Source organism: Yersinia sp. 2553 StPb PI, from assembly GCF_052217105.1.
Taxonomy (GTDB): domain Bacteria; phylum Pseudomonadota; class Gammaproteobacteria; order Enterobacterales; family Enterobacteriaceae; genus Yersinia; species Yersinia enterocolitica_E.
In genome coordinates this window covers 2,515,642-2,534,275 of record NZ_JAZGPX010000002.1, presented here as the reverse complement: position 1 = coordinate 2,534,275, position 18,634 = coordinate 2,515,642, and the positions used below count along the sequence as shown (strand labels likewise).

Here is an 18,634-nt window from a genome sequence, read left to right as displayed (position 1 = left end):
ATCCCATGTTCGATCCCAACTCCAGTTTATTGGCTGGTGATCTGACGCGTGAGCAATTACGGTCCGCGTTAACACTGGCACAGCAAGCCTATCTTGAATTATCAACCGGTGCGAAAGGTGTCTCTTTCTCCTACGCACAAGGGGATGGCACCCGATCAGTGAGTTATCAGCCAACCGACATTGGTCAACTTACCTCCCTTATCCAGCTGCTTCAGGCCCAACTGGGCGTCGTTAGTCGTCCGCGCAGGACGTTAAGGTTTCGGTACTGATGAAAAATGAAGTCAGGATACTTGGCCCAAACGGTCAACCCTTACTCCCTTCGAGCGGTCGCGCATCAATGCTGAGTGGCTCCAGAGGCGTTCCCTATGATGCTGCCGACCAATTCAGTGACACGATGGCAAATTGGCAACCGTCATTGTGGTCGCCAGATAACGAAATCAATACCTCACGCGATCAGGTGGTTGCCCGTGTTCGCGACATGGTTCGTAACGATGGTTGGGCCTCGGGCAGTGTTACCCGCATTTTGGATAATGCCGTGGGGGCGTCTTTCCGTCCGCTGGCCAAGGTTGATTATCGGACGTTGGCACTGATGACCGGGAATCCTAAATTTGATGCGAAATGGGCTGATGAATATGGGCGGGCCATTGAAGCAGGCTGGCGAATTTGGGCGAATGATCCGGGGCGCTATTGTGATGTGGAAAGAAAAAAAACCGTTTCTCAACTGCTGCGACTTGGTTTTCGCCACAAGCTGATAGACGGTGATGCGCTCTGCGTTATGCAATATCGCCCTGACCGCCTTGGCTATGGTCGTGCGCAGTACGCCACGACCATGCAGGTCATTGACCCGGATAGATTAAGCAACCCTCAGCAAAATTTCGACATGCTGAATATTCGCGGGGGGGTAGAGATTGATGAGGATGGGGTGCCTATTGCTTATCACATTCGCAAAGCGCACATAGGCGACTGGTGGAGCGGTAAAGAAACCATGGCGTGGGAGCGTATCCCGCGTGAAACTGACTGGGGCCGCCCCATTGTCATTCATGACTTTGACAGTGACCGGGCCTCCCAGCATCGGGGTATCAGTATTTTTACACCCGTGGTTCAGCGCCTGAAGATGCTGATCAAATACGATGGAGTGGAACTCGAAGCTTCCATTCTTAATGCCGTATTTGGTGCATATATTACTTCACCTTATGACCCTCGCTTGTTCGAAGACGGATTACGTACTGATGATGTGCTCGAGTATCAGGACATGCGAGCTAATTTTCACAAAGATACTCGTCTGTCGTTACAAAGTGGTGCGCGGCTCCCCATTTTACCACCGGGTGAGACTATCACTACGGTGAATGCCGCACGGCCAAGTAGCAACTTTGCGGCATTCGAAAGTGCGGCACTGAGGAATATCGCCGCATCATTGGGGATTTCTACCCAACAACTGACCCAAGACTGGTCTGATGTTAACTACAGCTCAGCCCGTTCCGCCATGTTGGAAGCGTGGAAAACGCTGACCCGCCGCCGCGATGATTTTGCGGCAGGGTTTGCTCAGCCCATCTTGTCATGTTTTATCGAAGAACTGCATGACTTAGGCGAAGTTCCCTTACCGAATGGCGCACCTGATTTTCTCACAGCGAAAGCGGCATATTGCCGTGCTCAGTGGATGGGGCCCGGTCGTGGTTGGGTTGATCCCGTGGCTGAGAAGAAAGGGGCCATTCTCGGGATGGAGGCGGGATTGTCTACTCTCGAAATGGAAGCTGCTGAGAACGTGGGCGAAGACTGGGAAGAACTGCTGGATCAGCGCCAGCGAGAACGTGAGGCATACATTGAGCGTGGGTTGCCTATCCCTACATGGCTGCAAGCTGACACCTTTGCACCTGATCAACAACAAAAACCGGAGGCACAGTGAATCTTCCACACTTAGCCCAGCGGCTCTTTAACACCCCGCTGGCACTTCATCCGCACAAGGCTGAAGTCGTTATGGCGGCATTGACTGACCGGTTCGGTCTGACGCGCATTCAGTCTAATGCCGATTGGGCCGACGAAGAGGATGATTTCTTTTCACGCAAGGGTCGTGATTGTGGCTATGACGTTATCGAGGGTGTGGCGGTCATTCCGATTCAGGGCACGTTGGTGCAAAAGTTAGGCACCCTGCGACCTTATAGCGGCATGACAGGCTATGACGGTATTCGGGCCAGCTTTCTGACAGCAATGAATGATGATGCGGTGAAGGGCATTTGTTTTGATATCGATTCACCGGGCGGTGAAGTCGCCGGTTGTTTTGATTTGGTCGATGAAATTTATGCTGCCCGAGGCGCTAAACCCATTTGGTCAATCCTGTCCGAAAATGCTTATTCGGCTGCTTATGCACTGGCCAGTGCAGCGGATCGGATTATTGTTCCTCGTACCGGCGGCGTCGGTTCTATCGGCATCATCGTGATGCATGTTGACTGGTCACAGCGCATAAAAAGCGATGGGGTACAGGTCACGATAATCACTTTTGGCAGCAGAAAAGCCGAATCAAATCCCTACGAAGCATTAAGCGAAGAGGCAAAGAAGTCCATTCAGTCTGATGTTGACGAGATGGGTCGCTTGTTCGTGAATACCGTTTCCCGCAATCGCGGGATAGCAGAGAGAACCATCAGAGACACCGAGGCGGCATGTTTCTTAGCGGCAGATGGTGTGCAGTTGGGGCTGGCTGATCAAGTTGCCCCGCCTGATGTCGCATTCCGCGATTTATTAACATTGGTTGGAGAAAAGTAATGGCGAAAATTAAAGGTTTTACACACCTGTTTGGCTTGGGTGCCAAAGCAACAGAAGAGACCGAAGACGATAAGAACAAGGCCAAAAAAGCCAAGGGTCGTCAGGCTGAAGAGGATGAAAACGACCCTGATGCCGAAGAGAATGACGACGACAATAGCCCTGATGATCAGGATGAAAAAGACCCTAACGCAGAAGACGACAGCGATGATGCTGACGCGGATGAAGGGAGTGACGATGACGGTGATGATGATAACGAAGACCGTAACGTCAAAAAAGGCCGCAGTGCTGAACGCCAGCGCTGTGCTCGTATCTTTGGCAGCAAGCATGCTACCGGGCGCGGAGATTTAGCAGTTTCTCTGGCGCTTAATTCGGGGATGAGTTCCGCCGCCGTGATCCGGGTGCTTGCCTCCACGGCCGCTACTACACCGGCATCTGCCACAGTGCCCCGTAAACGCTCTTTGGATGAACGGATGCAGGCCCTCGGCAATACACAGCCTGGACAGGATGCTGCAGTCGCATCAAAAGGCGCGTCACTGGTCAATAAGATGACCAGCCTCTATGACTCAGTAAAGGGTAAAAAATAATGGATAACTTTGGACAAAATGCTTTCCAGCCGGGTATGCGCTCATCTTTGTATGTGCCCGACCAGTTAATTGCCGGGACACTGCAACTGGTCACGGATACCGCTGTTATTGCTCAGGCAGCTGCAATCCATTTGCGTGGCACCGTGATGGGTAAAATTACAGCGTCAGGCGAATACATCAAGTCAGTAAAAGATGCGGATGACGGCAGCGAAGTGCCGGTTGCTATCCTCGTCGATAATGTGGATACAACCACTACCGCCCAGCGAGGGGGCGTTTATCTGATGGGACAGTTTAATCAGAACGTGATCATTCACGATGCTTCATGGACATTGGCTGAACTAAAAACGGCACTGCGTTCGTATTCAATCTTCCTCGAAGACAGTATCCAGGCACCCGTTTAAAACCTCATTTTCTTAATTTGCACCCAATGCCATTCATCTGGCAGGGGTTTGCTCGTCTTCAATCTTTGTCTGGCGGCTCTGGCTGCCAGCAAATTAAAAGAGATACTTCATGAATAATATTTACGATACCAATGTGCTGGTGGGTCTGGTTCCCAACCTGAAAACCAGCCAAAACTGGTTACTTGATCGCTTCTTTCCCAATGTCGTTACTTACGAAACTGAAGAGGTTTCCATCGATGTTGATATTGGTAAACGTCGTATGTCTCCTTTCGTTTCCCCGTTAGTTGAAGGGAAGCTGGTGGAGAGTCGCAAGTATCAAACCAATACGTTCAAACCGGCTTATATCAAAGACAAGCGCGCGCCTGATTTGCGTAAACCTATCCGCCGCCAGATGGGGGAGCGCATTGGTGGGGAATACACCGCCGCAGAGCGCGAAATGTTAAACATCCAGTTTGAAATGGAAGACCAGATCGACATGCTTAACCGTCGTATGGAATGGATGGCCGCTGGTGCGCTGACTAAATCTCAAATTACGGTGGTGGGTGAAGGGTTCCCGACAACTGTTATTGATTTTGGCCGATCAAGTAATCTGACCATTACATTGAGTGGGTCAGATAAATGGCCTTTATCTGTGGCCGCAGGCGCAACAAATACTCAGCCCTCCGATGATATTGAAGACTGGCAAACGCTGATGTTGAAAGAGTCAGGGTCGGTAGCCACTGACCTGGTATTTACTACCTCATCATGGAAAGCGTTCCGTCTGGATACCACTATTAAAGACAATGCCATCGTATTCCCGGCATTAAGTCCCTTTGGTAATCAGGTTGATGCGGGGCCGCGCGTCAATAAAGGCGCGGTTTATAAAGGTCGCTGGGGTAACTTTGATCTGTGGCTGTATAACGACTGGTTTATTGACCCGCTGGACGGCATTGAAAAGCCAATGATCCCAGATGGTGCAGTATTAATGTCAGGTGCTGACCTGATGGGGACTCGCGCCTTTGGCCTCATTTTAGATCCTGCGTTTAATTATGGTCCGATGGCTTTCGCACCAAAGTCATGGATTATGCCCGACCCGGCACAGCGTTACCTGTTGATGCAATCTGCTCCACTGGTAATTCCAAGCCGAGTAAATGCCTCACTCTGTGCAACGGTGGTGTGATATGGCAAAAACACCGAGCAAGCAGCAAGCCAGCATTAACGAACTGGGCGGCTTGCCGCCCGAGTTCGACGCTGACACCCCGCAGGAAAAGACTGTTGTGACGGATAATAACGAAACACAGCCTGATCCTGAGGTACAAAAAGAGACATCAACGAGTGAGGAACCGCCTAAAACACCTGAAATACCAGACAGCCAGAGCAATAGTTCTGCTGAACCTGATGTTCAGGACCGTACCTCAGAGAACGAGACGGAGAGTGATTATCCTTCCGACGACTCTGACGAGTTGGAGGTTGTTGTCGTAAAAGGCCAGACTCTGCGCCATAGCGGGAAAACTTATGCGGAGAATAGCCGTTTATTCCTGCTGCATGATGATGCTGAACGACTGATTAGCCTGGGCGTGGTTGCTGATGTGAAAGCCTTACGGCAGCAGGCAGCTAGCACTATTGGCCCCTCAATCACTGTCGATGATGGTGTGAAGATAAATCGAGGTGGCTGATGGGTATCAACTGGGATCAGCATCTTCTTGCACCCCTACAAGCGGTATTTGGTGACCCGGTTGATTACCGGCCTGCTGGTGGTAAGCCAACTTATACCATCAGCGGTATCTTTGATCGGGCTTATACCACCATTGACCCGCTGGATGATGGCAGCACCATTAATACCACCAATCCCGTTTTAGGGGTTAGGGACAGTGAGTTTCGTTCTCCACCTAAACAGGGTGATCGGGTATTTATTGGCATCGTTGCAAATAAACCGGTCAATACCTTGTTTGCTGTAGCAGATGTTCAGCCAGACAGTCACGGCGGCAGTAAACTCATTCTTAATCGGGTGAAACCATGAATACAGCGCAAGTCAGGAAATTGGTTGTTGATGCCATCATCGGAAATACTGACGCGGGAAACCGCGTCTACTCCCCGCGTGACTGGCCAACCACTGAGGAGTTGTATCCGGTTATCCTGGTGCAAACCCTTATCGAGGAAAAACAGTCATTAGGCCGCAACGCCCCGCAGTTCAACACCATTACCACCGTGCGTATCACTGGCCGGTTGCAGGAGCTTGACGGCGAAAATGAGAATGATGGGGCGAATAAGGCAGAACTGGCGCTCGAACGGTTGCGAGAACAAATTGAGCGGGCGGTGATAAACAGTTATGACCTCACTCGCCAGATACAGCAATTTGCCAAAGTGCGTTCAACCATTGATCTGGACTCGGGGGGTGAAGGCCATCTGGCTCAATTACTCATGGAACTGGATATCGAGTATTACCAGGGGCCGGAAGACTTCTATCCCATTAATGCCGACAGATTAGACGGTATGGATGTCACGATCGCCATGCCAGATGGCACTACCGAACCCGTAGTTTCAATCAACTTCCCGGAGTAAACCCATGATTGTTAAACCCGTAGCCGGTCGCACTGTACGTGACCCGGTTAAGGGCACCTTTTTGCCTGAAACTGGCGCTGAGGTTCCCGATAATTCATTTTGGCGTCGTCGCTTAAACGACGGTGATGTGGTGCGCGAACAGCCTAAAGAGGCTAAACCTGCGCCAGAAGCAACCAAAGCGGAGAAAACTAAATAATGACTATTCCCTTTACTAATATTCCGAGCAATCTTCGTACACCGCTTTTCTTCGCTGAATTTGATAACTCTCAGGCGAACACGGCAACAACGACCCAGCGCACGCTAATCATCGGTCAGATGCTGGATTCCAGTACGCTGCCTGCTGATGTACCAGTGCTGGTCTCCTCAGTGGCCACCGTGGCGGGGCAGTGTGGTGCAGGCTCCATGCTGCATGGTCAGATGGCAGCATATCTGGCGAATGATACCGCCGGAGAGATCTACATTTTGCCGTTGAGTGATGCCACCGCAATGGTTGCTGCAACAGGTAAAATCACAGTTACCACTCAGGCATCCTCGACCGGAGTTATCTCTTTGTATATCGCCGGTATTCGCGTACAGGTTGCAGTCGTGGCAACGGATGAAGTTGCTGCGGTTGCCACTGCTTTAACGGCCGCAATCAATACGACTGCATCTCTACCGGTCACGGCAGCGGCTGTAGATGCGGTGATCACACTCACAGCCAAAAACAAAGGTGCACACGGTAACACCATTGATTTACGGCTGAACTATTTGGGTAGCGCCGGTGGCGAAACAACACCAGATAGCCTGGTACTGACATTTACGCCAATGGCTGGCGGCGCGGGTGCGCCTGAACTGGATGATGCCCTGGCTAATTTGCAGGATCGGACCTTTGATTTCATTATCAATCCGTACACGGATACGGCCTCGTTAAATAAAATCAAAGAGTTTCTGTCAGACAGTACCGGTCGCTGGAGCTATGCAGAGCAATTATACGGCCATAGCTTCGCTGCTCAAGCCGGTACTTATGGTCAACTGACAGCCGCAGGCGAATTGCGTAATGATCAGCATGCTTCTCTGTTGGGGGTGAATGGCTCGCCAACACCAAGCTATATCTGGTCAGCGGCTTATGTTGGCGCTATTGCGCAAAGTCTGCGTAACGACCCCGGGCGCCCGTTACAAACCTTGGCAATCAGTGGCGTACTGGCTCCCCCGCTGGCCAGCCGCTTTACCCTGACTGAACGTAATAACCTGCTGCACAGTGGGATTTCTACCGTGACAGTTACCGACGATGGCACAGTACAGGTAGAAAACATCATCACCACCTACCAAAAAAACAAATATGGCGCGGAAGATGACAGCTATTTGCAGATTGAGACCTTATTCCTGCTGATGTTTGTCACTCGATTCCTGCGTACCCAGGTAACGTCGAAATTCGCCCGTATGAAGCTGGCGGCCGATGGCACTCGTTTTGCCCCCGGCTCGGCGATTATCACACCGAACGTGATCCGCGCTGAATTGATTGCCCAGTACCAGACGTTGGAATTTAACGGCTATGTGCAGGATGCCAAAGGGTTTGCCAAGGGATTGATTGTCGAAAAAAACGCCAGTAACCCGAATCGAGTTGATGTGTTGTGGACCGGTGTCCTGATTAATCAGTTACGCATCTTTGCTGTTCTTAACCAATTCCGCCTTCAGGCATCCGCATAAGGATTCATTATCATGGGTGATACATCCAATCGCCTCGCGGGGACAGCTTATGTCACCGTTGATGGCCTGACCATCATGGTTGCGGGGCAATTTAAATACAGCCCCTCAAAATTCAAGCGTGAAACCCTGACGGGAATGGATGGGGTGCATGGTTATAAAGAAACCTTTAATGCCCCGTTTATTTCCTGCCAAATCCGTGACAGTGGCGGCACGTCGATCAGCGATTTTAACGATCAGACCAATGTCAATATTGTCTGTGAACTGGCCAATGGCAAAACGGTTATCGGCAGTGGTATGTGGTCGGTAAATACTCAAGAAGTGGATAGTACCGAGGCAACTGCTGATATTCGCTGGGAAGGTGGTTCGGTATCGGTGACGGAGAACTAAGATGTCTGAATTAGAACGCACTAAAACAATCCCCCTCGTTAAGCCTATTTCTCATGAAGCCACTAAAACCACCTATGAGGCTATCGAACTCAGTGAGCCGATATTGATTCAGGTTCAGCAGTTTTATGACGAACAGGCTAAATCTGGTGCACTCAGTGCGATGGGACTACTTATTTCGCTGGTGTCGAATGTGCCGCGTGAAGCCATCAAAAAAATGGCTTTCACCGACTATAAAGCCTGTGAGGTCTACATGATGAGTTTTTTAGCCTACTCCCCCCAGGCGGAGAATGGGGTAACGAACTAGCGGATGTGACTTATTACTATGGGTGGGGGCCAGCAGATGCCTGGTCCCTGACCTATAGCCGATTACAGTGGTGGTATCAGCAGGCGGTCAGAATTAACAAGGTGAAGGCGGGGAAAAATGGGTAATGCATTTGATTTTGAACTGACCGCGACAGATCAGGCGTCGGCCTCCATTCAGCGTATCGAAGAGGTCGTTAAAAATCTCATTCCTGATCTGGATAAAACCCGTGATGGACTTAAATTAGGGGGGCAGGGATCAGTTGAAGGTATTGACGACCTCAATGCTCGTCTAAAGGGAATGGGGCAGTTTGCGCGTGAAGGTGTGCAGTTTGTTGGTGATATGGTGCCCCCGCTAAAAATGGTTGGTGAGATTGGCAGCAAGGTACTCAGATTTGGTGCGCTTGGCGCTGTTGGCTATATTGGCGTCAAAGCCGCTCAGGGATTAAGTGCTGCCGCTGATTCAGCCTATTCGCTTGATGTGGCAGCCAAAAATGCCGGTATGTCAGTTGATAATTTTAGCCGTGTAAGCGGTGCTATGCAGATATTAGGGGTCGATAGCGACTCCGCCCGTCAATCTGTTGAGGGTTTGTACAAGACGTTTAATGACCCTTTATGGGCACGCAATGACACGACACAAGCGTTGCTTGCTCAAAATGGGATTGTCATTGAACGCCTTAAAGATGGCACGGCAGATGTCTATAAGACGCTGGACAATGTTGCCAAGATATTTCCTAAACTTTCCCCACAAACACAAAAGACTTTGGCAGATGCTTTAGGATTGAACGCCCCCCTTTTAGCATTAATGCGTGAAGGTGTCAGGTACAAAGAATTGCTGGCTAAATCGGATAGTTTTGGCTTAACGGTTGACCCCAAAATTAATGCGCAACTGGTTGAATTGAATGCTCAGTTAAAGGAGGCCAGTGCCGCGCTTGATGGGTTGATGACTAAAGGGAAAATATGGGCAGCCCAAAAACTTTTACCTGATGAAAATATGGTCAAGGGAAGTGCTGCAACTCAGCTTCATGATATGAAGATGCGCGAGAATGATGATGAAAACTCGTTTGCACATGGTGATAAACAGAAAGATATTCTTCATCGGGCGCGAGTAGACGATAAATTCAAAGAGACATTATCGTTTAAAGAGAAAGCCTATTTAACGTTTGGATATCCAGATAAGGATTTTACTCAAAAATTAAATGATCAGTACGGTGCGGATTGGGAAGCGCAGGAAAAGAAACGGCTGGAGGCAGAAAAGGCAGCAGTGCCTACAAATAAACCTTATTTGTTAACGCCATCCACGACCACAACATCAAAATCAGGGCAGGATGCTTTAGGAGTAAGAAATAATAACCCCGGCAACTTACGAGTAGCGCCTAATGCGACAGGTAAAAATGGAGGTTTCTCCACATTTGCTAGTCCTCAGGAAGGGATCGCCGCTCTTTCCCGGCAGTTGCAACTCTATGGTGATAGAGGAAACAATACGCTTTCCGGTATTTTGCATACTTACGCGCCAAGCACAGAAAATAATACGCAGGGTTATATTAATGCGGTTTCTGGTGCAACAGGGGCAAACCCGTATGAGCGGTTAGATCTTCATTCACCTGAAGTATTAAAAAAATTGGTTACGGCCATCATTGGCCATGAAAATGGCTATCAGCCTTATACCTCAGAAGAGATTGATAGTGGTATTAACACCTCGATCAGTGATGACCGCTGGAAAGGGTTGCGTAACCCTAATATTTTATTATCGCAGCGGCAGTTTTTGCCCTCCAACAGTGGAAATCAGAAAGGGAACATAACCGCAGAGGGTATAAACAATCAGTCTTCCATTTTAACTACGCCCAATAATAGCAGTCAGGATATTAACGACATCACTCAAGGTATTGGACGGGAGAAGACTGAAGTTGAGGTTACGCTGATTAATGATAAGACTGGCGAACGTAAAACTATTACTGCAGCAGAGCGAGGGAAGGTGGCGACATCAATGACATATTGATTTATATTTTCGGGTTATACACGTTAAAACTAGGGTTTTATATGAAAATACTATCAATAGTAATTGTTGCTTTGTTTTCTGCTCTGTCACCATCGGTGATGGCGGCTAGCGGTGATCTGGCTAAATGGCAGTTTCTAGGTGGTTCAATGCCAACCTTAGCTCCAGCCGAGGGGGCGGATTTGGGCATTTATCTGACGATGGTTAATCAAAAAACAAAAATATTAGCATTGATGGATTTAAGCGGTAAAGGTGTTAGAGCTTGTAAGGAAAATGAAACTTCTGATGTTGAAGATATAGCCCCAATCTCAATCGATGGCGAGTATGTTAAGGTTATAAAAGCCTGTATCAATGGACTAAAGCTAATTCAACCAAAGTCTGATGAAGGTAAAAATATACTAAATAACAAAGTACTATCCGGTACTCCTGTCGTTTTTGACTTAAATGATGGCGTTATCTTGCATTTTCCAGCATCAGACATTGAAGCACTTAACTCTCAGATAAATGCCATGCAAGCAGCTAAATAATACCGGCGCTTATTGAAGTCCCGACACAAAGTAACCACAAACACTCTAGCCCGCCACTGTGCGGGTTTTTTCATTTTAGGGAGGGAATAAAATGTCACTGATCAGTAATGCTCTTTCTGATTTGTTAGGTACGGGCGGCGATAGTTGGCAATGGTCTGAACACCTTCACCCCGCATCCTTCCGTGGGGTTCCCTTTGCTGTTATGACTGCGGAAGGTGTATTCGGCCGTCGTCAGGCCATTCATGAATACCCTTATCGCGATACAGCATGGATTGAGGATTTGGGCCGCGCGACTCGCCGCCTGACTATCCGTGGTTTTCTTATTCAGAGTAGTGGACTTTATAACGCGCCTGACGTCATGACTCAGCGTGATTCACTGATTGCTGCCTGTGAAATGCCGGATGCGGGAACATTAGTACACCCAACGCTGGGTGAAATGACGGTCAGTATTCCTGAAAGTGGTCTTCGTCTGAATGAAGGGGCTGAGTCAGGGCGGGTTTTTGAATTTACGTTGACCATCATTGAGTCAGGTTTACGGGTGTTCTCTGTTACCAGTTCAGCAGATGCCGTTTCGTCTATTCAGTCGTCATGGTTTGGTTTGGCGTCCAAATCCGTTGCGACATTTATCGCCACGGTAAAAGGCGAGATCCGCTCTGTCACTCAAACCATCAGAACGCTGAAAAGTACGGCTGCATTCTGGGTCAATATGGTGAATTCAACGACCAGCGAGGCAACAAACCTTGGGAATATGCTCCGCTCTACATTAGGCCGGGATCGTTATGGCCGCTACAACCACGGCACGGTTGGCGGCAGCGTGTCTGGTGCGACTGCATCCATTAGTACACAAAATGACACGGCCAATCTATCCGCGCTGGTGGCACAAAGAATGGCGGTATCAGTTGAGGGTCGGGAGTCAGTCAACAAGGCCACGGAGGCATTACGAACAGCCGCTACAGTTGAAGGGCATGCGAATGCTGTTCTTGCTGTTGTGAATGCCATCTTGGCCAGCGGAGCCAGTACCCTTGATTTAATCCGTATGATGCAAGAATTAACGGAAGTTGATGACAATACTTTTCGACCTAATCCCAGTGACAGCAATACCGCAGCCGCCAGCTACCAACTCATTATTGTATTGTGCGCCGGTGCGATGGTGTTTGCTGCTTCGCAATATCAACCTGAAAGCTACGACGATGCGGTCGATATATTGACGCGGGTCTGTGATGTTGTAGACCGCGCGGCGCTTTCTGCGGCTGACAGGGGTAATGACGAGGTATACCAGGCACTAAACGACTTGTGCGGTTCAATCGTCACGCTGTTACAGCAGACCGGCGCGAACCTGTCTCGTGTTGAGACAGTCAATTTTAACCGATCACTACCCGCGCTTAATCTTGCCAATCGGCTATATCAGGATGCACGACGGGGTGACGCGTTGGTGAAAATGGCTAACCCCGTTCACCCGGCATTTATGCCCGTCCGATTTAAGGCACTGAACTCATGAGTGATGATCTGACACTACGCATTGGCAATAAGCTGATTTCCGGTTGGGATAATATACGGGTCACGCGCAGCATAGAGCGGTTACCCAGCGATTTCAGCCTGTCATTGATGGACCTTTATCCGGGGAGTGACAATCAGCAGTGGGTTAACCCGGGAGACGCCTGTGTCGTTAATTTGGGGGATGATGTTGTTCTCACAGGCTACATAGACCGCTGGGCACCGATGATCAGCCGTAACCGCCGCGAAGTGAGGGCTACAGGGCGGAGCAAGTGCCAGGACTTGGTTGATTGCTCCGCAGAGTGGCCAAACAATGTGATCAGCCAATCGACAGCGCTACAGATAGCTCAACGGTTAGCGATGCCCTACGGCATTACGGTGTCCAGTGATGTTACCGACCTCGATATTGTTTCCCAATTTACATTGAACTGGGGGGAGTCCTCTCAGGAAATTATTGACCGTATCACGCGCTGGGCGGCATTACTGTATTACGACCTACCCGATGGCAGTTTATATCTAACTCGGGTGGGTACGCGAAAAGCAGCCAGCGGGGTAGCGCAGGGCATCAATATTGAAGACGCTGCTTATAACTCGGGAATGGACCAACGATTTTCTGACTATATCGGTGTTTCGATGTCTGTTAGTCAACTTCAGGAGCAGGTTCAGGATGCGGGATACGGTTCAGTTACGTTAGCGCGAAGCCGCGATCCTGAAGCAGCCCAAATGCGCTATCGAAACCGCATTATCATTGTTGAAAGTACCATGAAAGCCCTAAAACTGGCTCAACAATGTATTGATTGGGAAATGAACCGCCGTTATGGACGCTCTAAAGAGCTGTTGGTGACGGTCGATAGCTGGCGGGATAAAGACGGAAAACTGTGGGAACCTAACACGCTGATCCCCATTGATTTACCTGTTTTTGGTTTAAAGGATGAACTCTGGCTGCTATCGGAGGTGACCTACCTCAAAGACGACCACGGTACCGCCGCGCAAATGGTCCTGATGCCCCCCGAAGCCTTTACCGTCCAACCTTATCAGTTTTATTCAAATCTTATGGAGTTAAACCAGTAATGAGCGACTCAGGGCAACTCTCCAAGTTATACCGGCAAATAAAAATGATGATCGGGGTGGGGCGGGTGACGGGCAGCAATGATGGTGGCACCATTCAGACCGTCCAATATCAAACCCCTTTAGAAGTTCGTAGTGATACCCCGAGGCTGGCTGAGTTCGGTTTTTCATCAGGACTTCCCGCCAATACTGATGTGGTTATTGGTTTTTTAGGTGGTGACAGGTCAAGTGCAGTCATTATTGGCTCAAATCATCAGTCTTTTCGCCACACCGGACTCAATACGGGTGAAACGGTGATTTATTCGCAATGGGGGCAATACGTCAAGTTAACGGAAGCTGGCATTATTATTGAAGCCAATGGCCAACCGGTCACGGTCAATAATGCGACTGAGGTGACGATTAATGCCTCGGGGAAAGTACGGCTAAATACGCCGCTATTAGAGGTTAGCGGTGATATTGTCGATAACGCAGACAGCAATAGCACCACACTGAAAACCCTGCGCGAAGCCTATAACACCCACAATCACCAACTTAAAAATGTTCAGGGTGGTAGCTCGACATTAACCAGTGAAGTGACGGGCAAGGTGGTTGAATGACAACAGATATCAAAACAGTCTGGGAACCGGACAAATTGCTGGGCGACTGGCAAACCGGCGGCGGTGGGTTGCTGGAGGGTGATGATTTAGAGACTGCCATTTTAATTAGCCTGTTCACGGACCGGTTGGCCCGTTCTGATGACGCTATCGACGGCGACGATCGGCGCGGGTGGTGGGGTGATACCGGCTCAGAGTATTCGATAGGCTCTCGTTTGTGGTTGCTTCGCCGCGAAAAACTCACGACTAAAGTCGCGTTAAAGGCTGAGGACTACGCCAATGAAGCCGTAGCTTGGTTACTTGATGACGGTGTAGTGACCGCAATAAGCGCCAATGCTCAGATAATGTATCCCAACCGACTGAATCTGATCATCAGCTATCAACAACCGGCTAAAGCACAGGCTTCAGTTAAATTCTCATGGGTATGGGAGACCTAATACATGCCATTTAATCGCCCCACATTAAGCGAACTGCGCCAGCGCAACCTGTCTTATATTCAATCAGAACTCAAGACGGGCGGTAATTTATTGCGCTTCTCCAATATCGGTGTGATCAGTGATGCTGATGCCGGAATGGCGCATTTACATTATGGTTATCTGGATTATATCGCGCTGCAATCCACGCCTTATAATGCCACTGACGAATATCTTGCCGCGTGGGCCGCGTTGAAAGATGTTTTCCGCAAACCCGCCAACCCCGCCACCTGCCCTACAGTCGAGTTTAGTGGCACCGCAGGCCGTGCCATTACCGCCGGTAGTCTTTTAAATCGGGCCGATGGTTATCAATATCGCCTCGATCATGAGGTAACTTTGGGGGCTAGTGGTACCGCCACCGGTTCAATCACTGCCGTACTCCCCAGTGTACTGGATGACACTACGGGCGGCGGTGTGGCGGGAAATGCAGATGCCGGAACGTCGCTGACATTAGATATAGCGATTGATGGTGTTCTGTCAGTGGCCACCGCAACAGTTAAGATATCTGGCGGCGCTGATATTGAGTCAGAAGATGCTTTTCGTTCCCGTATGTTGCTGGCCTATCAAAACACCCCTCAAGGCGGTAACGATACTGATTATCGTGGCTGGGCATTGTCAGTACCAGGTATTACTCGATGCTGGGTTAAACGCCGCTTACAGGGGGTTGGTACGGTTGGTATTTATATCATGTGCGATGGCAATGATTCTGGCGGCTTTCCTGTTGGGACTGACGGCGTATCTCAGCTTGAAGAATGGGGGGCGGTGAAAGCGACCGGCGATCAGGGGCGAGTTGCAGATCATATCTATCCCTTACAGCCCATTATCGCCATCATCTATGTTTGTGCGCCGGTTGCCGCGCCCGTGAATTTTGTTATCAGTGGTATTCCTGCGGCATCCAGTGAAACGACCGCGGCAATAAATACGGCTATTGATGAGGTGTTTTTTACTGAGGGTGAGCCGGGTGGGAAAATCTTACTGTCGTCACTGCTGCTGGCCATCGGCGATGTGACAGGGACCAGTGGTTTTATTCTCGACTCTCCGACGAATAATATTCAGCTTGAAACCGGTAAATTACCTGTCCGGGGAACGGTGACCTACCTATGAGCCGTTATTCTGTGAATGAATATACCGCAGCGCTTCAGGCACTGATGCCGGGCGGGTTGGTTTGGCCCCGGCAACTTAACGGTGTTCAAGCCAGTACGTTACGCGCACTAGCTCGATCCTTCCAACGCAGTGATGAGGATGCCCGTGATCTGCTCGATGCGGCTTTTCCCTCTACAGCAACGGCAATGCTGCCTGAATGGGAAGCGACGCTTGGTTTACCTGATTTATGTGCGATAGGTGAGATTGACAGCATTATCCAACGTCAGCGGGCCGTAGTATCTAAACTGTTTGGCATTGGTGGTCAGTCTGTTGCTTATTTTATTCGTGTTGCGGAGGCATTGGGTTACTCCATTGCTATCACCCAATACCGGCAAGCCTGTGCCGGGATGTCCGTTTGTGGGGATGCTTTAAACGGTGATGAGTGGCCTTTCACCTGGCTGATTACCGCACCAGAAACCACCATCAATTATGCTCAGTGTGGTTTAACGTATTGTGGTGATCCGCTGCGTTCGTGGGGAAATAAGCAGCTTGAATGTCGGTTAACAGTGTTAAACCCTTCTCATACCATCCTTAAATTTGGCTACGTTAATTAAATAATTACCCTTCATTCATTTTTAACGCCTTAACTGGCGAGGATTTTCTATGCAAAAAATTGGCGATATACCGAATACCCGCGCTGACATTAATGGCGAGTTTACGGATGGCAATGTTGCAGGTGGGGTGCCACCAACGATATTGCCGGCAGAGTGGTTTAATACCATTCAGCGTGAATTAATTAGCGTACTGAGTGCTGCCGGTATCACACCAGACAGCAATAAATTTGATCAGGTAGCCACTGCTGTATCTAAATTGGCAACTCTTGGTCTGACGGGGATAGGCATTGGATTGCCGACTCAGCCAGCCATCGTAAACTTTGACTTCCAGAACTTTACATTTACATCGGGTGCAAATTACCTTGCTTCGACTGTGAATTGGCTAAATGCGCCTTCTGGCGTTACTTACCCAAGCGGCTTAACCGTCAGCATTACTGTTAATTACATTGCGAATTCAAGTAATTATATTTGTTTTACATTGAAACCACATACAGTCACGAACTCAAACTACAGAGTTTATGAAGTTATTTCAGTCGGCGCTGCTGGATCTCGGGTATTCACTGTGCGCGAGGCATGGAACTCAGCAAACCCAGTCCCAATTTCTGGCGGCGGGACCGGCGCAACTGCTGCCGCTGGTGCTCTTGCAAACCTTGGCGGCATTGGTTTATCGCAATTAACAGGGGTTGTTGGTACATCGCGCAATGCAAAAATGAGTGTTACAGCCGCATCTGCGACGGCAACATTCACCGCGGATGAATTAATCGTGCAAACTGCTTTAGGTGGATTGCAGTACAAACTGAGTAGTTTTAGCCAGACAGTAAACCTTGCAACAACTGGTGCAGGCGGGATGGATACCGGTACGGTTCCGGCTGCGGGCTTTGTGGCTCTGTATGCGATTTATAACCCAACCACTCAAGTTTCTGCATTGCTTGCAGTTAATGCTACGTCAGTGCTGGCCCCTGAAGTATATGGCGGGGCTAACATGCCATCGGGTTATACGGCGTCCGCGTTGGTCAGTGTGTGGCGAACTGCGAGCAGCCAGTTTACAGTTGGTTATCAGTTAGACCGTTCTATTTCATTCCCTAGAATAACCGTACTGACTACAACAACAGGAACGACACCGCTACTGCCAATAAATATGCCCAATTACTTACCTATAAATGCTAAGTATTGCAGCGTAGATGGCGCATTGGGGACATCTACTAATGGCGTTGTTGGCATGGGGTTTTCATCGTCCCTTTCTGGTATCGCTTGGCGGGCAAGCGCAATGACAACTACGGCAGGTTATGGGTCTACATATACAGCTATGAACATCCCGGTAATCACTGCACAAACCATTTATTACTCTGCTAATGCGACGTTGGGTACATTAACTAATTTTGCATCTAGCTTGGTTGATTATGCTTTTTAATGGGAGCTAAGAATGGAGACTTTATATGTACAATTTTCTAATGAAACAGAAACAGTAATTGTTAGCTGGTTCTGCTGCCAGCAATCACCGGAATATTATTCTTTTTTAGGTGAGGTTTATGCTAACGATCCAAGATATATAGCATTTTACGATTCACTGCCGAGTTTCATTCGTGATGGGTTGCCTGAGCCAATTGTAACGGTAGAGTAAAACAAAAAAAACCGGGCTTAATTGCCCGGAGTATCAAAGGGAAGGCTAGCTGTTCAATTTACTTTCAAATCGGCGTATAAATCGGAATAAACTGAGAAGTGGGCCTGCGAATATAAATGTTGTAAGCGCGCCAATGAGCATAATTGGCCACAAAAATGCACCCAAAACAAGAACTACAGTTTCACCATTGGATATTCTATCCCCCGAAGGAGAATAAATATATGTTAGCGTATTAAAGAAACCTAAACTTATCAATATGTAAATACAAGTTATTAACATGGTGATTCTCTACTGAGGTTGAACTAATGACATATTTTTATAATTAAATAATATAGTTTTTCTTATTCTTTTTCCATGTACTTCGAATCGCATAAAGACATATTCTTCTAATAACCCCGATCACCACTGTTTTTCTCACGTTTGCAAATTGGTTAGACAGATCAATGTATTGATATTGATCGGTTAAAACGATCATTGTGATTTGTCAGGCTTATAAAATACAAAACCGG

The 18,634-nt window shown here is 48.8% G+C and carries 22 protein-coding genes and 1 pseudogene; all 23 read left to right on the top strand.

Annotation, left to right across the window (positions count from 1 at the left end; translation table 11 throughout):
- The first annotated feature begins 5 nt into the window (after nucleotides 1-5).
- The 23 genes and pseudogenes from gpW (at nucleotide 6) to V2A84_RS13120 (ending at nucleotide 18,125) form a co-directional block, all read left to right on the top strand.
- Nucleotides 6-269 (top strand): gpW family protein, encoded by a 264-nt coding sequence (gpW, locus tag V2A84_RS13230; protein WP_242365446.1) that lies wholly within the window; start codon nucleotides 6-8, stop codon nucleotides 267-269.
- On the top strand, nucleotides 269-1,903 hold the full coding sequence (locus V2A84_RS13225) for a phage portal protein (protein ID WP_442848908.1): 1,635 nt from the start codon (nucleotides 269-271) through the stop codon (nucleotides 1,901-1,903). Before gpW ends, V2A84_RS13225 begins: the two co-directional genes overlap by 1 nt.
- Nucleotides 1,900-2,757: a S49 family peptidase gene (locus V2A84_RS13220; protein WP_442848907.1), complete on the top strand. Its 858-nt coding sequence runs from the start codon at nucleotides 1,900-1,902 to the stop codon at nucleotides 2,755-2,757. The genes V2A84_RS13225 and V2A84_RS13220 overlap by 4 nt, the downstream gene beginning before the upstream one ends.
- Nucleotides 2,757-3,341, top strand: coding sequence for a DNA primase (locus tag V2A84_RS13215; protein ID WP_442848906.1), 585 nt, complete (start codon nucleotides 2,757-2,759; stop codon nucleotides 3,339-3,341). The genes V2A84_RS13220 and V2A84_RS13215 overlap by 1 nt, the downstream gene beginning before the upstream one ends.
- Entirely contained in the window at nucleotides 3,341-3,742 is a 402-nt protein-coding gene (locus V2A84_RS13210; protein ID WP_083159858.1) for a head decoration protein, read from the top strand. Before V2A84_RS13215 ends, V2A84_RS13210 begins: the two co-directional genes overlap by 1 nt.
- Before the next feature lie 109 nt (nucleotides 3,743-3,851).
- A complete protein-coding gene (locus V2A84_RS13205) occupies nucleotides 3,852-4,901 on the top strand; it encodes a major capsid protein (protein WP_083159856.1) in 1,050 nt (349 codons plus the stop codon).
- Between the two features lies 1 nt (nucleotide 4,902).
- The gene (locus V2A84_RS13200; protein ID WP_442848905.1) at nucleotides 4,903-5,397 is read left to right on the top strand and encodes a hypothetical protein; all 495 of its coding nucleotides are present in this window, start codon (nucleotides 4,903-4,905) and stop codon (nucleotides 5,395-5,397) included.
- Complete coding sequence (locus V2A84_RS13195) at nucleotides 5,397-5,741, top strand: head-tail joining protein (protein WP_442848904.1); 345 nt, start codon at nucleotides 5,397-5,399, stop codon at nucleotides 5,739-5,741. Before V2A84_RS13200 ends, V2A84_RS13195 begins: the two co-directional genes overlap by 1 nt.
- A complete protein-coding gene (locus tag V2A84_RS13190; RefSeq protein WP_442848903.1) occupies nucleotides 5,738-6,283 on the top strand; it encodes an ATP-binding protein in 546 nt (181 codons plus the stop codon). The genes V2A84_RS13195 and V2A84_RS13190 overlap by 4 nt, the downstream gene beginning before the upstream one ends.
- A 4-nt stretch (nucleotides 6,284-6,287) precedes the next feature.
- Entirely contained in the window at nucleotides 6,288-6,479 is a 192-nt protein-coding gene (locus V2A84_RS13185; RefSeq protein WP_263699100.1) for a DUF2635 domain-containing protein, read from the top strand.
- Nucleotides 6,479-7,969, top strand: coding sequence for a phage tail sheath subtilisin-like domain-containing protein (locus V2A84_RS13180; RefSeq protein ID WP_442848902.1), 1,491 nt, complete (start codon nucleotides 6,479-6,481; stop codon nucleotides 7,967-7,969). Before V2A84_RS13185 ends, V2A84_RS13180 begins: the two co-directional genes overlap by 1 nt.
- 12 nt (nucleotides 7,970-7,981) lie before the next feature.
- Nucleotides 7,982-8,356: a phage tail tube protein gene (locus tag V2A84_RS13175; protein ID WP_408576667.1), complete on the top strand. Its 375-nt coding sequence runs from the start codon at nucleotides 7,982-7,984 to the stop codon at nucleotides 8,354-8,356.
- A gap of 1 nt (nucleotide 8,357) precedes the next feature.
- Entirely contained in the window at nucleotides 8,358-8,660 is a 303-nt protein-coding gene (locus tag V2A84_RS13170) for a phage tail assembly protein (RefSeq protein ID WP_049602790.1), read from the top strand.
- A 117-nt stretch (nucleotides 8,661-8,777) separates the two neighbouring features.
- A complete protein-coding gene (locus V2A84_RS13165; protein ID WP_442848901.1) occupies nucleotides 8,778-10,655 on the top strand; it encodes a hypothetical protein in 1,878 nt (625 codons plus the stop codon).
- 41 nt (nucleotides 10,656-10,696) lie between these two features.
- Nucleotides 10,697-11,179 (top strand): hypothetical protein, encoded by a 483-nt coding sequence (locus V2A84_RS13160; RefSeq protein WP_372558262.1) that lies wholly within the window; start codon nucleotides 10,697-10,699, stop codon nucleotides 11,177-11,179.
- Nucleotides 11,180-11,270: 91 nt separating this feature from the next.
- Nucleotides 11,271-12,677: a DNA circularization protein gene (locus V2A84_RS13155; protein ID WP_442848900.1), complete on the top strand. Its 1,407-nt coding sequence runs from the start codon at nucleotides 11,271-11,273 to the stop codon at nucleotides 12,675-12,677.
- A complete protein-coding gene (locus V2A84_RS13150) occupies nucleotides 12,674-13,744 on the top strand; it encodes a phage baseplate assembly protein (RefSeq protein ID WP_442848601.1) in 1,071 nt (356 codons plus the stop codon). The genes V2A84_RS13155 and V2A84_RS13150 overlap by 4 nt, the downstream gene beginning before the upstream one ends.
- Nucleotides 13,744-14,337, top strand: coding sequence for a phage baseplate assembly protein domain-containing protein (locus V2A84_RS13145; protein ID WP_442848602.1), 594 nt, complete (start codon nucleotides 13,744-13,746; stop codon nucleotides 14,335-14,337). The genes V2A84_RS13150 and V2A84_RS13145 overlap by 1 nt, the downstream gene beginning before the upstream one ends.
- Complete coding sequence (locus V2A84_RS13140; protein ID WP_442848899.1) at nucleotides 14,334-14,771, top strand: phage GP46 family protein; 438 nt, start codon at nucleotides 14,334-14,336, stop codon at nucleotides 14,769-14,771. The genes V2A84_RS13145 and V2A84_RS13140 overlap by 4 nt, the downstream gene beginning before the upstream one ends.
- Before the next feature lie 3 nt (nucleotides 14,772-14,774).
- Entirely contained in the window at nucleotides 14,775-15,911 is a 1,137-nt protein-coding gene (locus tag V2A84_RS13135) for a baseplate J/gp47 family protein (RefSeq protein ID WP_442848603.1), read from the top strand.
- Complete coding sequence (locus V2A84_RS13130) at nucleotides 15,908-16,504, top strand: YmfQ family protein (RefSeq protein WP_442848604.1); 597 nt, start codon at nucleotides 15,908-15,910, stop codon at nucleotides 16,502-16,504. The genes V2A84_RS13135 and V2A84_RS13130 overlap by 4 nt, the downstream gene beginning before the upstream one ends.
- A 49-nt stretch (nucleotides 16,505-16,553) precedes the next feature.
- A pseudogene (locus V2A84_RS13125) lies at nucleotides 16,554-16,763 on the top strand (hypothetical protein); the annotation flags it as partial.
- A 1,164-nt stretch (nucleotides 16,764-17,927) separates the two neighbouring features.
- Nucleotides 17,928-18,125, top strand: coding sequence for a hypothetical protein (locus V2A84_RS13120; protein ID WP_442848898.1), 198 nt, complete (start codon nucleotides 17,928-17,930; stop codon nucleotides 18,123-18,125).
- The last annotated feature ends 509 nt before the right edge of the window (nucleotides 18,126-18,634 follow it).

What these genes read in the sequence shown, in the direction of transcription:
- gpW (WP_242365446.1), top strand. Translation starts at nt 6, where the DNA reads ATGTTCGATCCCAACTCCAGTTTATTGGCTGGTGATCTGACGCGTGAG.
- V2A84_RS13225 (WP_442848908.1), top strand. Translation starts at nt 269, where the DNA reads ATGAAAAATGAAGTCAGGATACTTGGCCCAAACGGTCAACCCTTACTC.
- V2A84_RS13215 (WP_442848906.1), top strand. Translation starts at nt 2,757, where the DNA reads ATGGCGAAAATTAAAGGTTTTACACACCTGTTTGGCTTGGGTGCCAAA.
- V2A84_RS13210 (WP_083159858.1), top strand. Translation starts at nt 3,341, where the DNA reads ATGGATAACTTTGGACAAAATGCTTTCCAGCCGGGTATGCGCTCATCT.
- V2A84_RS13205 (WP_083159856.1), top strand. Translation starts at nt 3,852, where the DNA reads ATGAATAATATTTACGATACCAATGTGCTGGTGGGTCTGGTTCCCAAC.
- V2A84_RS13200 (WP_442848905.1), top strand. Translation starts at nt 4,903, where the DNA reads ATGGCAAAAACACCGAGCAAGCAGCAAGCCAGCATTAACGAACTGGGC.
- V2A84_RS13195 (WP_442848904.1), top strand. Translation starts at nt 5,397, where the DNA reads ATGGGTATCAACTGGGATCAGCATCTTCTTGCACCCCTACAAGCGGTA.
- V2A84_RS13190 (WP_442848903.1), top strand. Translation starts at nt 5,738, where the DNA reads ATGAATACAGCGCAAGTCAGGAAATTGGTTGTTGATGCCATCATCGGA.
- V2A84_RS13185 (WP_263699100.1), top strand. Translation starts at nt 6,288, where the DNA reads ATGATTGTTAAACCCGTAGCCGGTCGCACTGTACGTGACCCGGTTAAG.
- V2A84_RS13180 (WP_442848902.1), top strand. Translation starts at nt 6,479, where the DNA reads ATGACTATTCCCTTTACTAATATTCCGAGCAATCTTCGTACACCGCTT.
- V2A84_RS13175 (WP_408576667.1), top strand. Translation starts at nt 7,982, where the DNA reads ATGGGTGATACATCCAATCGCCTCGCGGGGACAGCTTATGTCACCGTT.
- V2A84_RS13170 (WP_049602790.1), top strand. Translation starts at nt 8,358, where the DNA reads ATGTCTGAATTAGAACGCACTAAAACAATCCCCCTCGTTAAGCCTATT.
- V2A84_RS13165 (WP_442848901.1), top strand. Translation starts at nt 8,778, where the DNA reads ATGGGTAATGCATTTGATTTTGAACTGACCGCGACAGATCAGGCGTCG.
- V2A84_RS13160 (WP_372558262.1), top strand. Translation starts at nt 10,697, where the DNA reads ATGAAAATACTATCAATAGTAATTGTTGCTTTGTTTTCTGCTCTGTCA.
- V2A84_RS13155 (WP_442848900.1), top strand. Translation starts at nt 11,271, where the DNA reads ATGTCACTGATCAGTAATGCTCTTTCTGATTTGTTAGGTACGGGCGGC.
- V2A84_RS13150 (WP_442848601.1), top strand. Translation starts at nt 12,674, where the DNA reads ATGAGTGATGATCTGACACTACGCATTGGCAATAAGCTGATTTCCGGT.
- V2A84_RS13145 (WP_442848602.1), top strand. Translation starts at nt 13,744, where the DNA reads ATGAGCGACTCAGGGCAACTCTCCAAGTTATACCGGCAAATAAAAATG.
- V2A84_RS13140 (WP_442848899.1), top strand. Translation starts at nt 14,334, where the DNA reads ATGACAACAGATATCAAAACAGTCTGGGAACCGGACAAATTGCTGGGC.
- V2A84_RS13135 (WP_442848603.1), top strand. Translation starts at nt 14,775, where the DNA reads ATGCCATTTAATCGCCCCACATTAAGCGAACTGCGCCAGCGCAACCTG.
- V2A84_RS13130 (WP_442848604.1), top strand. Translation starts at nt 15,908, where the DNA reads ATGAGCCGTTATTCTGTGAATGAATATACCGCAGCGCTTCAGGCACTG.
- V2A84_RS13120 (WP_442848898.1), top strand. Translation starts at nt 17,928, where the DNA reads ATGGAGACTTTATATGTACAATTTTCTAATGAAACAGAAACAGTAATT.